Source organism: Candidatus Baltobacteraceae bacterium (assembly GCA_036488875.1).
In the GTDB taxonomy this organism is placed as follows: Bacteria; Vulcanimicrobiota; Vulcanimicrobiia; order Vulcanimicrobiales; family Vulcanimicrobiaceae; genus JAFAHZ01.
In genome coordinates this window covers 1-13,468 of record DASXGW010000015.1, presented here as the reverse complement: position 1 = coordinate 13,468, position 13,468 = coordinate 1, and the positions used below count along the sequence as shown (strand labels likewise).

The following is a 13,468-nucleotide window of genomic DNA, read 5'->3' as shown; positions in this document are numbered from 1 at the left end:
CTCCTGTAGTATTGCGTTCCCTTCGGATCTACTGAAACTCGAACTCGGCGAGATTCTTCTCGATCTTGCGCTTCACGCGCTGGAGCGCGTTGTCGATCGATTTCACGTGACGGCCCAGATCGCGGGCCATCTCCTGGTAGCTCTTGCCTTCCAGGTACGATTCGAGCACCTGCGACTCCAGCTCCGACAGATTCTGCCGGATGCGCTGGCGGATGTCGTCGGAGACTTCCTGCGTCACGACCAGCTCTTCGGGATCCGACGTCTTTTGCGACGCCATAACGTCGAGCAGCGTCCGCTCGCTGTCTTCGTCGTAAATCGGCTTGTTCAGCGAGATGTACTGGTTGAGCGGAATGTGCTTCTGACGGGTCGCGGTCTTGATCGCCGTGATGATCTGCCGGGTGATGCAGAGCTCGGCAAACGCCCGGAAGCTCGACAGTTTGTCCGCCTTGAAGTCGCGCACGGCTTTGTAGAGGCCGATCATACCTTCCTGGATGATGTCCTCGCGGTCCGCGCCGATCAAAAAGTAGCTCTTGGCCTTGATGCGTACGAAGTTCTTGTACTTGTTGAGGAGGAACTCCATCGCGAGATTATCGCCGGTTTTCGCGATGGCGACGAGCTCTTCGTCGGCCCGTTCGTGATATTCCACACCATCCGAAATGGGATGGGTCATTGCCATTTGTCGTCTGCCTTCTGGGTCCGTGTGCCGCATGCGCAGGCCGTGGCCCATCGGGCGCGGCACATCCATGCGATTATAGGAGGGCGCCCCTCCCGCGTCAAGGACGAATCTAGCGGGCGGAGCCTAAGCTCGCGAACCTGGGAAAGCCTAGGCACTCCATTGGGGGATTGAAGGTGTGAAACGCCCTGTGCAGGGAATACCGGGGCATGGTTCTGAACGACGTCGATTCGCATAACCATGCGATTTCTGTACCGCTCAAGCAAGTGGTCCAGGAGCTCATCGACATTCTGGGCCCAACGGTCGTAGCCGCGATCGCGGGCGTCAACGAGACGCGGGCCGTCATGCAGTGGCTAAACGGCCGTAAACCGCAGCGTCCCCACGTTTTGCGCTTCGCCCTCCAACTCGCGCGGATGATCGCCATCAAAGAAGACGCCACCATGATCCGGGCCTGGTTCCAAGGTACGAATCCCGGGCTGGATGACAGGTCGCCCACAATGCTTCTGCGCAGCCAGCCGCTCGAGGAAATCCAAGGACCGCTCATGGCAGCCGCGCGCAATTTTGCCGGCCGCGACAACTAATATCACAACGCGATACCCTCACCGGGTAACCAGGCCATAGCCGGTTTAAAACACGGCCTGCATCACGGTTGTAACGCCAACGTTTAGCTGCGATATTATTATGAAGATGTTAGACGAGCAAAAACTCTCCCATAAAGAGCCGCCCTTGGCCGCGTTTATTCGCGAAGAGAAACCCGCTACCGAGATCCTTCACGTTTTGGGTGAAGTGGACTTGGCCAATGCCGGTGAGTTTGAAGCGGCTCTTGGGCAGCTAACCCAGGGCGATCGGGAAGTGGTCGTGGAGCTCTCGGCATGTACGTACATGGATTCGAGCGGTCTGCGCGTGCTCGCAACGACGCACAAGCTGATCAACGATCGGCTGCACGTCGTGGTTCCAAAGAGCGGTTCGGTTCATCGAATCTTCGAGATCACCGGACTCGCGGAGCAGTTCAACGCGTGCGAGAGCGTTGACGAAGCGCTTCGTACGCAAGAATAGCAAACGCTACCGACGCGTTGAGCGACGACACCTTACCGTGCATGGGAATGCGCACGAGATAATCGCACTCGCGTTTTACCAGCGGCGCTAAGCCGCTGCCTTCGGCCCCGACGACCAGCGCCAAGTCGACTTTCATGTCGGCTTGCGCCATCGCGACCGCACCGTCTCCGGCATCGGCGCCGGCGATCCATATACCGCTCTTCTTCATCACGCGAATCGCGTCGGCGACGTTGGCGACGCGAGCGATCGGCAAGTGCGCCGCCGCGCCGGCGGCCGCTTTGCGGACGGTGGCGTTCATCCCGGCCGAGCGGCGCTCGGGCAGCACGAGCGCGTCGGCACCGGCGGCCTCGGCCGTGCGCACGATGGCGCCGACGTTGTGCGGGTCCGTGAGGTGATCCAAAACGACGAACAAGCGCGACGACCCGTCACGCCGCGGCGCGCCGAGCACGTCGTGCAGCGTTCGATACGCAAACGGCTCGCCGACGGCCACGACGCCTTGATGCGCCTTGAAGGGCAGCTCGGCGAAGAACCCGCGATCCTCGAAACGCACCGGAACGTTGAGCTCCTTCGCGCGCCCGAGCAGTTGGCGTAAGATGGCGTCTTTCTTACGGTCGGCCGCAACGTGGATCGTGCGCAGACGCTCGCCGGCGGCCAGCGATTCCTCGATCGCGTGAATGCCGTACACGACGTCGTCAAAATCAAAACGAGCGCGAGCACGTTCGCGGCGGCTGCCGGGTCCCCCCGCGCGGCTTACGGGAGGCCGGCGACGGTCCACGCCGTTCCTTCTTTAGAGTCCTTGAGCTCGACGCCGCACGCCAGCAGCGCGTCGCGCAGGCGATCGGATTCCGCCCATTCCTTGCGTGCGCGCGCCTGCGTACGCAGTTCTATCACGCGATCGAGCGCCTCTTGCGGCGTCGCGCCGTTGAACGACACGTCTGCAACGGCGGCGCTAACGCGCTCGACGAAATCTGCCGGCAACTCCGCTTTGGGCTCTTCGAGCCACGACGGGTTCGGTTCGAGTCCAAGCAGCGCGATCGCACGGGTAAACGTCTCCAGCGACGCAGTTTTGTCGCCCAACAACTCGGCGAGCGCGACGGCGGTGTTCATGTCGTCGTCGAGCGCTGCTTCGATCTTCGCCAGCAGCGCCGCGTCGGCGACACCGGCGCGCTCGCCCGCAGTGAGCGCTCGATACTTTCGCTTGAGTTGACGCAACGTGACGGCCGCCGCTGCAATCGACCCTTCGGTGAAGTTCATCACCTTGCGATAACCGGTTTGAAGAAAGAGCAGCCGGATCGCTTGCGGATCGTGGCGCTCCAGCAACTGCGAAAGCGGCTCGAAGTTTCCCAGCGATTTGGACATCTTGCGGTTTTCGAACAGCAGCAGCCCGCCGTGCACCCAGACGTTTGCCATCGGCGGCCGATCCATCAACGGCTCGCTTTGGGCAATCTCGTTTTCGTGATGCGGGAAGATGAGATCGGCGCCGCCGCCGTGGATGTCGAACCCGACGCCCTGCGGATCGAGCAGTCCGCGCGACATCGCCGAGCACTCGATATGCCACCCCGGCCGGCCCTCGCCAAACGGCGGGAACGGCCACTTCGGCTCGCCCGGCTTGGCGAACTTCCAGAGCGCGAAGTCCAGCGGATCTTCTTTCTGCTCGTCCACCTCGATGCGCGCACCGGCCTCGAGCTCGTCGATGTTGCGGTTGGCGAGCTTGCCGTACCTGGGGAAGGTCGAAACGCGATAGTAGATGCCGTCGCCGGTGGCATAGGCGTGACCTCGATCGATCAGCTCACGGATCATCGTCTGAATCGGCTCGATGTAGCGCGTTGCGTACGGTTCGTCGTCGTACTCGAGCACGCCGAGCTTGCGCATCGACGCCTTGAACTCTCCATAGTAGCGGTCGATGACGGCGTGATAATCCTGACCCGTCGCTTGGCCCTCGCGAATACTCCGGTCGTCGATGTCGGTAACGTTCTGGACGTACCTCACCGTATAGCCCTTGTGCGTCAGGTAACGGCGCAGCACGTCGAAGAACAGAAAAGACCGCGCGTGCCCCAGATGCGCTTGCGCCGACGGCGTCATGCCGCAGACGTAGATGCCGACCTCGCCATCCCGCAGCGGTACGAACTCCTCAACCTGCCGTGTCCTAGTGTTGTAGAGCCTCACAATTCCAATTACCTTATCGCCAAGCGCCGAAGGCGCGCAGTCCTGAGCGTAGCGAAGCCAAGTCGAAGGATCAGATTACCCAGCTCCAGGCTTCTTCTTGCGCGTCGCCTTGCTCCAGTTCGGCAACGCGCTGCTCGAGCGCGGTCACGGTCTGCAGAAGGCGGCCAATCGCGTCGGCGTTCGGATCGGGCATTTCGACTTGCGGGCGATCGGGAACCACGCGAATCGGCCGGCCATCCTGTGCGACGATTCGTGCGGGTACGCCGACGACGGTCGCGTTGGCCGGCACGTCTTTCACCACGACGGAGCCACCGCCGACCTTGACGTTATCGCCTAACGTGATTGCGCCGAGGACGGCGGCGTTCACGCCGACCGTGACGTTGCGCCCCAGTGTCGGATGCCGCTTACCGTGCGCCAAGCTCGTGCCGCCCAAGGTCACACCCTGGTAGATCGTGCTGCCGTCCCCGACTTCGGCGGTCTCGCCGATGACGACGCCCATGCCGTGATCGATGAACACGCCTTTACCAATCTTCGCGCCCGGGTGAATCTCCACGCCGGTAAAGAAGCGCACGACCTGCGATAAGAAGCGCGGCAACAGCGGTATGCCCGCGCGATATAGCGGATGGGTGAAACGATGCGCCGCTATCGCGTGAAAGCCGGGATACGACAGGACGACGTCGAGCCAGCCGCGCGCCGCCGGATCGCGTTCCAGCGGCGCTCGGAGATCGGCCATCAAGGTTTCTAGGGGACTCCCCATACTGTAGTAGTCTAACCCGTCTCGTCAACGCCAGGTTTTTTCCCCTTGATGGGCTCGAACGGCTCCCCCCCGGGACCGAACTTGATCGGGTCGAGGCCGCGCCCGTGAAGCAGCCGTGAGTTGACGGCACCGATCCGGATGAGAATGCGATCGTGACCCAGCAGCGGGAAGAGCAGTTCCAGCGGCGGTCCCGCTTTCTCGCCGGTGAGCGCCATGCGCAGTGCCGCAAACGCGTCGTCGGCCGCGATTCCGAACTCCGCTGCCATGACCGGCACGTCGTGCTCCAGCGGTAGACCGCGCAGCTCCGCTTGATGATCGACGTATTGGCCGATCGTGTCCAGAAAATACAAGACGTCGCGCGAGCGTAGACGCTCGAGTTCCAGCGCCGGAATGATGCACGATTCCATGCGAAGGGCGGCGACGAAGGGCTTGGCGTCGTCGACGTCGCGAACTTCCGCGCCGTACGCATCCAAGAACGTGTCGATCCAGCGCAACGCCGCCGGAGGCGCGGGATCCTCGAGCACGCCCCAGCGCTGCATCGCTTCCGCCAGCTCGTCGCGGGTCACTTCGCTTCGTCGAGCAGCGCGACGGCATAGACGGCGATACCGCTGCCGTCGCCGGTATAACCCATTCCCTCGCTGGTCTTGGCTTTGACGCTGACGGCATTGACGTCGACGCGCAGTCGCGCCGCGACGCTCTGCCGCATCGCCGCCACGAACGGAGCGAGTTTCGGGCGGTCGACGACAATGGTGGCGTCGACGTTGATCACGCGAAAGCCCGCGTCCCTGACGTCGTCGGCACATTGCGCCAGAAGCTGCATCGAATCGGCATCCTTCCAGCGCGCGTCGGTATCGGGGAAACGGCCGCCCAAATCGCCCAGGGCCGCAGCACCGAGAATCGCATCGGCAATCGCGTGCGCCAACACGTCGGCATCGGAGTGTCCCAACGCGCCGCGCTCGAACGGAACCGCGACGCCCCCCAAGATGAGCTTGCGGCCTTCCACCAACGTATGCGCGTCGAAGCCGTGGCCGATCCTCATCCCGCGATACGCTCTCGTAGAAAAGCTTCCGCGCGCGCGACGTCCTCGGGCAGGGTGACTTTGAAGTTTTCGGTGGTCGACGCAACGACGGCGACTTCGACGCCGATCCGTTCGAGCAGTGCGGCGTCGTCGGTCGCATCGATACCGTCGGCGAGCGCGCGCTCGTGCGCGCGCAACAGATCGGAGCGCAACGCGAACTGCGGCGTCTGCGCCGCCCACAACTGCGAGCGGTCCAGCGTTTCGCGCACCGCGCGCGTCGCGGCATCGACGACTTTGATCGTGTCGACGACCGGAGCGGCGAGCAGCGCGGCGCGGCCTGCGCGAACTTCGGCCATGCCGGCTCGCACGTCGTCTTCGCGCACGAGCGGACGCGCGCCGTCGTGCACGAACGCCGCGTCACAGCGCTCGGAAACCGCGCGCACGCCCGCAAAGACGCTGGCTTGACGCGACGAGCCGCCGGCAACGACCGTGACGGTTCGATGCGGTGCCACGCTCGCGCTCAACTCGCGCATGCGCTCGATCCAGTCGATCTCGGTGGCGATAACGACCTCGTCGATCTCGGGCATTCCCGCAAACGTGCGAATCGACCATCCGACCATGGGCAATCCGGCCAGCTCGAGAAACTGTTTCGGGCGTCCGAAGCGCGTGCCGCGACCGGCCGCGACGATTACTGCCGCCCAGGATGCGGCTGCCGTCAATGCCGCGCCTCCGCGGGATTGTCGCGCTTGAGCCGTGCGAAGATCATGCGTCCCGCAGCGGTTTGCAGCACGCTCGTAACGACGACGTCGCTCTCTTCGCCGATCAGCCGGCGTCCGTGCTCGACCACGATCATCGTGCCGTCTTCGAGGTAGCCGACGCCTTGATGCATCTCTTTGCCTTCGCGCACGACGGCGATGCGCAGCTCTTCGCCCGGCAAAACGACCGGTTTGACGGCATTGGCGAGCTCGTTGAGATTGAGCACCGCCACGCCTTCGACGTGCGCGACGCGATTGAGGTTGTAATCGGTGGTGATCAGCTTCGCGCCGAGCTCTTGCGCGAGGCGCACCAGGCGCGCGTCGACGTTGCCCGGCGCCATGTCGGCGAAGTCGCGCTCGGAAATCTCGAATGACGACAGCTCTTGCAGCTTTGACAGCACGTCGAAACCGCGCCGCCCGCGCGTACGCTTGAGCGGATCGGTGGAATCGGAGATCGCCTGGAGCTCGCGCAGCACGAAACGCGGCACGACCAGGCTGCCATCCAAGAAGCCGCTCTCGACGACCTCGACGATACGCCCGTCGACGATGGCCGACGTATCGACGAGCTTGGGAACCGACGACGAGCCGGCGGCCGAACGCGCGACCGGAACGATCCGCGTCTTTGCGCCAACGCGCGCGCCCAGGTATGCGGCAAAAACCGCGACGATGAGATACACGACGATCGCGACGTACGTTCCCGCTTTGCCGCCGCCGGAGACGAACTCGAACGCGATGCTCTTGATGAGGTAGGCGATCACCAAACCGACGATAAGGCCGACCGCCCCACCGGCAATTTCCGCCGGCGACAGCCGTTCCATGGCGCGCTCGACCAGCTCGAGCTCGCCTTCGAAGAGCGACTGCGCGAGCGGCGCCAGCAGCGCGCCGATGATCGCCCCGAGAACCGGCGAAAGAATGAGAAACGTGTACTGCAAACCTTCGCTTGCGAAGTGCAGCGAGAACAGATTGTAGTACGCCTCGCGACCGAGCAAGAAGCCCGTCACGCCGAAGACCACGATAAACGCGGCGCGAAGGACCGTCGCTGAGAGATTACTTCCGGTTAATCGAATGTTACGAAGGCCCCGCAAACGTCGTTGGCGACGAACCGCCCACGCTCGGTCAGCCGCATAGAATCGCCGGTTCGTTCGAGCAGCCCCACCTCGGAGTAGCGCGCGAGCACGGGTGCGTAGTGCTCGACGACATCGACGCCGTATCGCTCTTTGAACTCCCTCAGCCGGACCCCTTGCGTGGTGCGCAGAGCGAGCATAATCGCCTCGCCGGCTCGGTGCAGGGCATCCAGCCGCTCGCCTTCGGAGGGGATCTCCTCGCCGGCCAGCGCCGCGGTCTCGTAGCGCTCCAAGGAGCGTGTGTGCACGGAGCGTAGGCCGGCGCGATACGACGCGGCACCGACCCCTAAGCCCACATACTCGCCGTTGGCCCAGTAATGGGCGTTATGTGCGCAGCGGTGCCCACTGCGCGCGAAGTTGCTGATTTCGTACTGCTCGTATCCGGCCGCGTGAAGCGCCTCAAGCGCGATCGCGTACAGTTCGGCTTCACGGCCGTCATCGAGAAACGCGGCCGGTTCGCGCAGCTGCCATGCCGCGTACGGCGTATTGGCTTCGACCGTCAGCCCGTAGGTCGAAATGTGATCGACGTCGAGCGCGATAGCTCGATCGAGCGACGCGCGCCACGACTGCGGCGTTTGACCGGGTACGGCGAAGATGAGATCGAGGGACATCGACGCGATGCCGGCGTTTCGCGCCGTCGTCACGACCTTCACAATGTCGTCGGGTGCGTGCTTGCGTCCCAGCACTGCGATCTCAGCGGGAACAAACGATTGCACGCCGATGGAAACGCGCGTAATCCCCGCCTCGCGGTACCGCGTAAAGTCGCCGTCGCGTACGAGCTCGGGATTGATCTCGATGCTGACCTCGGCACCGTCGGGCATCGCGTAATGGCTGCGCAGACGAGTAACGAGCTCGGCGAGGGTTTCCGCGTCGTACGCGTTGGGCGTTCCTCCGCCGAGAAAAAGCGTGGCGGCGGCTTCGCGCGGCGACGATTGCAGTTCGGCGTACAGTGCCGCGAGATATTGCTTGGCAGCGCTCGCGCGCAGCGGCCATTTCGCAAAATCGCAGTACGGGCACAGATACGGACAAAACGGCAAATGAACGTAAACGCCGAGCAACTACGCTCCCTGCGCGACGCATGCGCCCACCGCACCGGCGCCGGCGTGCGTTGCGATTACCGGTCCGGCTTCCCAAATCTCCAGCATCTTCGGCACGGCTCCGTTCAACCGGTCGCGCAGCTTGCCCATCGCCGCGGCGGCGAGGTGCGGCGCGTTCGTGTGCACGACGAGGAACCGCGCGGACGCCGGATCGGGCGCGGCAGCCACGAGCAAATCGAGCATCGTGTCTTGCGCGCGCGCAAACGTTCGCACTTGCGCCTCGGCACCGACTTGGCCGTCTTTGAGGGCCAGCACCGGCACGATTTTCATCAGCGTACCTAACACGGCGCGCGCCTTGCCGATGCGACCGGTGCGCTGCAGATGCGAGAGGTCGGGAATGCACGCATACAGCCGCTGCGTCGCGCGCCACCGGTCGAGCTCGGCGACGATGTCCGGCACGCTCGCGCCCCCGGTCGCGAGCTCGCGCGCGCGCAGGACCATCATGCCCAAACCGCCGGCAACGCTTTCCGAGTCGTAGATGGTGATTCGCGCGTTGGGAAAGCGCTCGGCGCCGGCACGCGCCGCGTTCATCGTACCGGACAGGTGCGACGATATCGCGATGCAGAGAATGTCGTCGCCGGCTTCCGCCAGCGGTTTAAAGGCTTCTTCGTACATTGCCGCGGTCGGCTGCGAGGTAATCGGCAGGACGGATTCGTTTTGCAGCTTGTGATAAAACTCGCTGCGCGACAGCTCGACGTAATCTTTGTATCCGCGCTCGCCGAATAGCACGAACAGCGGCACGACGGTGATGCCGAGCTCCGCGGCCCTGGCGGGTTCGATGTCCGACGTGGAATCGGTGACGATCGCGGTAGCCATTAGGGTACCGGGGTAGTGACGTGCGGCGCGATCAGCTCGCTGATCTTGCCCACGACGTCGCGATCGACTTCTTTAACCGCCGCCAGGATTGCGTGCTTGATCGCGCTGCGGCTCGCGCGTCCGTGCGTGTAGATGCAGTTTCCGCGCAAGCCCAGCAGCGGCGCGCCGCCGTAGGTTTCCCAGTCGTAGTTGCTGCGCAGCTTGCGCAACGCCGGCGAGAGCATGACCGCGCCGAACTTCGTCAAAATGTTGCCGCCGAGAAGCGTGTCGCGCATCACACCGCCGAAAGCGGAGATTAACCCTTCTGCCGTCTTGAGCACCACGTTGCCGACGAATCCGTCGGCGACAACGACGTCGGCGGCATTGTGAAACATGTCGCGACCCTCGACGTTGCCGATGAACTTCACGGGCGCGGCCTCGAGCAGCTTTGCCGCTTCGAGAACCTGTTGATTGCCTTTCGTGCGCTCCTCGCCGTTCGACAGCAACCCGACGCGCGGCTCGGGAATATCGAGCACGGCCTTGGCGTATGCGGAGCCCATGACGCCGAACTGCACGAGCCACTCGGGACGGCAGTCGACGTTCGCGCCGGAATCGAGCATCACGGTGGGACCGTTGAGGGCGGGCCAGATGGTCGCAATTGCCGGGCGCGAGATCCCTTCGATCGTGCGCAGCCGGACGAACGCAATCGCCAAGAATGCGCCGCTGTTTCCGGCCGAGACGACCGCGTCGGCCTCGCCTTTCTTGATGAGTCCGACCGCGACACCTAGCGACGTGCGCTCCGAAGAGCGCAGTGCTGCCGACGGCGCGAGATCCATCGGAACGGCTTCGGGTGCGTGAACGACCGTGATTCGTTCGGCCGCCGGGCCCTTTAACAGCTTGCGAACCGCTGTTTCGTCGCCGACGAGCGTAACGGTCGCATCCGATTCGGCCGCCGCCAGGAGCGCCCCAGCCACGATTTCTTCGGGCGCGTGATCGCCCCCCATTGCGTCGACCGCTATGCGCGGCCTTCCGTTGCTCGTGCTACCCATCTAACGACAGCCAAAACTCCGCGTTTTTCATACCGCCGTAATAGTATTCGACGTCGGCGTCCGGAAATGCCGCTTGGAGCTCTTCGCTCATCCGCTGAGCGTCCCGTTCCTTCTGCGCGCCCCCGTAGTAGACCGTAATCAAGCCGCCGCCGGCCGCGCCCATCGCTTCCAATGCGCCCCGGGAGACGCCGGCAAGGCTATCGCCGCCAACCAAGCGGTTTGCTACCACGGCGGCCGGCTTCCCGCGGCCGACGCTGACGCCGTCCAGCGTCGCATCCTTACCGGCGATGAAGACCTGCGCGCCGCGCGCGCCCGCGACCGCCGAAGCGATCGCTTCGTCGCTCGGCGCGGCGCCGCCGGCCACGATGCGGAACGCAAATAGACCCGCGATACCGCCGACAATGTCTTTGCTCGCAACGACGTGCACGTGCTTATCGGTGAGCTTGGTGACTTCGGCTGCCGCGAGCGCAACGTTCTTGTCGTTGACGAACAGATAGACCACGTCGCTGAGGCACTTGTTGACGGCCAAAAGCAGATCGCGAACGCTCGGGTTCTTCGCCCCCGATACCACGACTTCGACGCCGAGTTCTTTGACGATGCGGTCGAAGCCGTCGCCGGGCACGATCGCAGCGATCGAATACGCGCGCTCCGGTTTGTCGACGACGAGCACGTTGTGCTGCTGCTCCATATTGTCGACTTTGACGCGCGTGAGCACGCCGTGCTTACCGGCAATCTCCTTGACTTTTTCGGGGCTATCGGTATGCAGGTGCACTTTGATCGTCGGCTCCGCGCCGATCACGAGCAGCGACTCGCCGCGCGGCTCGAGCAGATGGCGCAGGTCGTGGACGCTTATCGACGCCTGCTCGAGGACGAACTCGGTACAAAATTTATTTTCGCCGACGACTTGATGCTGCGTGAAAACGTTCTGCCGTACGGGGCGGCGAGGAAAAGCCGTCGCGCGAACCTTGACGTCGGGAAGAAAACTCAAAATTCCCTCGAGGAAGTAGACGAATCCGGCGCCGCCCGAGTCGACGACTCCGGCTTCCTTTAGTACCGGAAGCTGGTCGGGCGTTCGGTCGAGCGCATCGTTGGCCGCGCGCAGCACGCCGGTGACGAAACGGTAGAAGTCGGGCTCCTTGAGCGCCAGATGATACGCGGCGTCGGCAGCGGCGTCGGCGACCGAGATAATCGTGCCCTCGACCGGCCGCATCAGGGCCTGTCGCGCGGCGGCCGACGCTTCGCGCATGCCGGTTGCGAGCACGAACGTGTCGATCTCGGCGCGATGCCGCACGTGATGCGCGAAACCGCGCAGCATTTGCGAAATGATTACGCCGGAGTTACCGCGTGCGCCCATCAGGCTGCCTTCGGCCGCTCGAGCCGCGACTTCGGAGATCGGCTCGCCGTGCAGCTTCGCGGCTTCGAGCATCGCCGATCGCACGGTCAAATACATGTTCGTCCCGGTGTCGCCGTCAGGCACCGGGAAGACGTTGAGATCGTTGAGGACCTGGCGGTACTTCCGCAGGAAGTACGTGCCGGCGGCTAAGAACTTGGCATAGCCGCGGCCGTCGAGCGCGATAACGTCCACGCCGACGGCTTCGCGGCTGTGCTCTTAGGGTCCTGAGCCGCAGTTCAGCGCCGGGCCGGCCGGCGGCTCTCGATCTCGCCGGTGCGGGTGCCGGCTTTTGCGGGCGCCTCGCCTCCCGCCGCTTTCGCCGTTTCGAGCTCCTCGCCGAGCGCGTTGAGCTCGTCCTTGTCGAAGAGGTCGCGCGCCATTTTGAAGAGCTGGCCCTCCTCTTCTTTGATGTGGTGGCGAACCGATTCGATCAGCACCATGAGTTTCGGCTGGAACGTTTCGTCGGCCGGATCCAGATTCTGCAGCTCGCCGATGAGCATCTTGGCGACGTTGTGCTCTTCGAACGCTTCGAGGATCTTCTCGCGCTCTTCTTCATCCTCGGCCCGCGCCCGGAACGCAGGGTAGAAAACGTTCTCCTCGATCTTCGTGTGCAGGTCCAGAGCCTGGACGATCTTCTCGCAGAGCTTAGCGCGCGTAGCGGTGGCACGCTCACTTAGCTCTTCGACCTGCGTGAACATCTCTTTTACTTCGGTGTGGTCGCGTTTAAGCAATGCGATCGCATCCATCGTTTTGTAGCTCCTTCCTCAAGCAAAAACTCGTTTACCCAAAAGCGACGACCTGGGTACGGTCTTGCGCATGAAAGCCCGGACTGCGGCGCAGTACCTCCCGAAACGACTTTCGCTACGCGCCTTGCGCGAAGACGCGGCGCAGTGTCGCGGATGCGATCTCTACAAGCACGCGACGCAAACGGTTTTCGGCGAGGGCCCCAAGCGGGCACGCGTTATGTTCGTCGGCGAGCAGCCCGGCGACAGCGAGGATCGTACCGGTCACCCGTTCGTCGGGCCGGCCGGTCGGGTGCTGCGCGACGCGATGGAACGCGCCGGCATCGCGATCGAGGATGCGTACGTCACCAACGCCGTCAAGCATTTCAAGTTCGTGACCCGCGGAAAGCGCCGGATTCATAGCAAGCCGCGAACGATCGAGATCCGCGCCTGCGAGCCGTGGCTGCAGGCCGAGATCGCGGTCGTCAAGCCGGCGATCGTGGTGGCCCTGGGGGCCACGGCCGCCCAGGCGCTGCTCGGCCCGAAGTTCCGGCTCACGCCCAACCGAGGCCGCGTTCTGGAGGGTCTGGTGCCGGCCGCCGCTGTGATCGCGACCGTTCACCCCTCGTCGATCCTCCGAGCCCCGGACTCGGCCACGAGGCACCGCGAGCTGGCGAAGTTCGAGGAGGATCTGCGCGTCGTTGCCGAGGCGCTGGAGTCGCTGTTAGCGCAACGCGGTGAGGTCCCCTGAGCGCACGTCAGAAACGGCCCCCCAGGTGTGGGGCAGGACGTCGCCTTTCCAGGGATGGTCAGTTTGCGGTTTGTGTCCCTTTTGAGGCATAGAGCGCCATTTCTGCGGCCGT

At 63.9% G+C, this 13,468-nt stretch carries 16 protein-coding genes; 3 read left to right on the top strand and 13 right to left on the bottom strand.

Annotation, left to right across the window (positions count from 1 at the left end):
* Nucleotides 1-28: 28 nt before the first annotated feature.
* Nucleotides 29-676 (bottom strand): RNA polymerase sporulation sigma factor SigH, encoded by a 648-nt coding sequence (gene sigH, locus VGG89_17565; GenBank protein ID HEY1978366.1) that lies wholly within the window; start codon nucleotides 674-676, stop codon nucleotides 29-31.
* A gap of 206 nt (nucleotides 677-882) precedes the next feature.
* Between sigH and VGG89_17560 the strand changes: the two genes are divergently transcribed.
* Together VGG89_17560 and VGG89_17555 are read left to right on the top strand one after the other, a co-directional pair.
* Complete coding sequence (locus VGG89_17560) at nucleotides 883-1,254, top strand: hypothetical protein (GenBank protein HEY1978365.1); 372 nt, start codon at nucleotides 883-885, stop codon at nucleotides 1,252-1,254.
* 100 nt (nucleotides 1,255-1,354) lie between these two features.
* The gene (locus tag VGG89_17555) at nucleotides 1,355-1,729 is read left to right on the top strand and encodes an STAS domain-containing protein (protein HEY1978364.1); all 375 of its coding nucleotides are present in this window, start codon (nucleotides 1,355-1,357) and stop codon (nucleotides 1,727-1,729) included.
* On the opposite strand, the gene rlmB is transcribed toward VGG89_17555, so the two are convergent.
* From rlmB to VGG89_17495, 12 genes are all read right to left on the bottom strand, one after another.
* Nucleotides 1,683-2,504 (bottom strand): 23S rRNA (guanosine(2251)-2'-O)-methyltransferase RlmB, encoded by an 822-nt coding sequence (rlmB, locus tag VGG89_17550; GenBank protein ID HEY1978363.1) that lies wholly within the window; start codon nucleotides 2,502-2,504, stop codon nucleotides 1,683-1,685. The two genes, VGG89_17555 and rlmB, sit on opposite strands and share 47 nt — an antisense overlap.
* Nucleotides 2,480-3,895, bottom strand: a complete 1,416-nt coding sequence (gene cysS, locus VGG89_17545; GenBank protein HEY1978362.1) for a cysteine--tRNA ligase — start codon at nucleotides 3,893-3,895, stop codon at nucleotides 2,480-2,482. Before cysS ends, rlmB begins: the two co-directional genes overlap by 25 nt.
* Nucleotides 3,896-3,965: 70 nt before the next feature.
* On the bottom strand, nucleotides 3,966-4,628 hold the full coding sequence (gene cysE, locus VGG89_17540; GenBank protein HEY1978361.1) for a serine O-acetyltransferase: 663 nt from the start codon (nucleotides 4,626-4,628) through the stop codon (nucleotides 3,966-3,968).
* Nucleotides 4,629-4,663: 35 nt separating this feature from the next.
* Nucleotides 4,664-5,218, bottom strand: coding sequence for a hypothetical protein (locus VGG89_17535; protein ID HEY1978360.1), 555 nt, complete (start codon nucleotides 5,216-5,218; stop codon nucleotides 4,664-4,666).
* A complete protein-coding gene (gene ispF, locus VGG89_17530; protein HEY1978359.1) occupies nucleotides 5,215-5,691 on the bottom strand; it encodes a 2-C-methyl-D-erythritol 2,4-cyclodiphosphate synthase in 477 nt (158 codons plus the stop codon). The genes VGG89_17535 and ispF overlap by 4 nt, the downstream gene beginning before the upstream one ends.
* Nucleotides 5,688-6,389 carry a 2-C-methyl-D-erythritol 4-phosphate cytidylyltransferase gene (gene ispD / locus VGG89_17525; GenBank protein HEY1978358.1) on the bottom strand — a complete coding sequence of 234 codons (702 nt, stop codon included), beginning with the start codon at nucleotides 6,387-6,389 and terminating at the stop codon, nucleotides 5,688-5,690. The genes ispF and ispD overlap by 4 nt, the downstream gene beginning before the upstream one ends.
* Nucleotides 6,386-7,426 (bottom strand): PIN domain-containing protein, encoded by a 1,041-nt coding sequence (locus VGG89_17520; GenBank protein ID HEY1978357.1) that lies wholly within the window; start codon nucleotides 7,424-7,426, stop codon nucleotides 6,386-6,388. The genes ispD and VGG89_17520 overlap by 4 nt, the downstream gene beginning before the upstream one ends.
* Nucleotides 7,427-7,482: 56 nt before the next feature.
* Nucleotides 7,483-8,607 (bottom strand): radical SAM family heme chaperone HemW, encoded by a 1,125-nt coding sequence (gene hemW / locus VGG89_17515; GenBank protein ID HEY1978356.1) that lies wholly within the window; start codon nucleotides 8,605-8,607, stop codon nucleotides 7,483-7,485.
* Nucleotides 8,608-9,462, bottom strand: coding sequence for a DegV family protein (locus VGG89_17510; protein ID HEY1978355.1), 855 nt, complete (start codon nucleotides 9,460-9,462; stop codon nucleotides 8,608-8,610). It abuts the gene before it with no gap.
* Complete coding sequence (plsX, locus tag VGG89_17505; protein ID HEY1978354.1) at nucleotides 9,462-10,490, bottom strand: phosphate acyltransferase PlsX; 1,029 nt, start codon at nucleotides 10,488-10,490, stop codon at nucleotides 9,462-9,464. Before plsX ends, VGG89_17510 begins: the two co-directional genes overlap by 1 nt.
* The gene (locus VGG89_17500; GenBank protein ID HEY1978353.1) at nucleotides 10,483-12,075 is read right to left on the bottom strand and encodes a DAK2 domain-containing protein; all 1,593 of its coding nucleotides are present in this window, start codon (nucleotides 12,073-12,075) and stop codon (nucleotides 10,483-10,485) included. The genes plsX and VGG89_17500 overlap by 8 nt, the downstream gene beginning before the upstream one ends.
* Nucleotides 12,076-12,119: 44 nt before the next feature.
* A complete protein-coding gene (locus tag VGG89_17495) occupies nucleotides 12,120-12,629 on the bottom strand; it encodes a hemerythrin domain-containing protein (GenBank protein ID HEY1978352.1) in 510 nt (169 codons plus the stop codon).
* Between the two features lie 70 nt (nucleotides 12,630-12,699).
* On the opposite strand from VGG89_17495, the gene VGG89_17490 reads away from it, so the two are divergent.
* Nucleotides 12,700-13,356 carry a UdgX family uracil-DNA binding protein gene (locus tag VGG89_17490; protein ID HEY1978351.1) on the top strand — a complete coding sequence of 219 codons (657 nt, stop codon included), beginning with the start codon at nucleotides 12,700-12,702 and terminating at the stop codon, nucleotides 13,354-13,356.
* The last annotated feature ends 112 nt before the right edge of the window (nucleotides 13,357-13,468 follow it).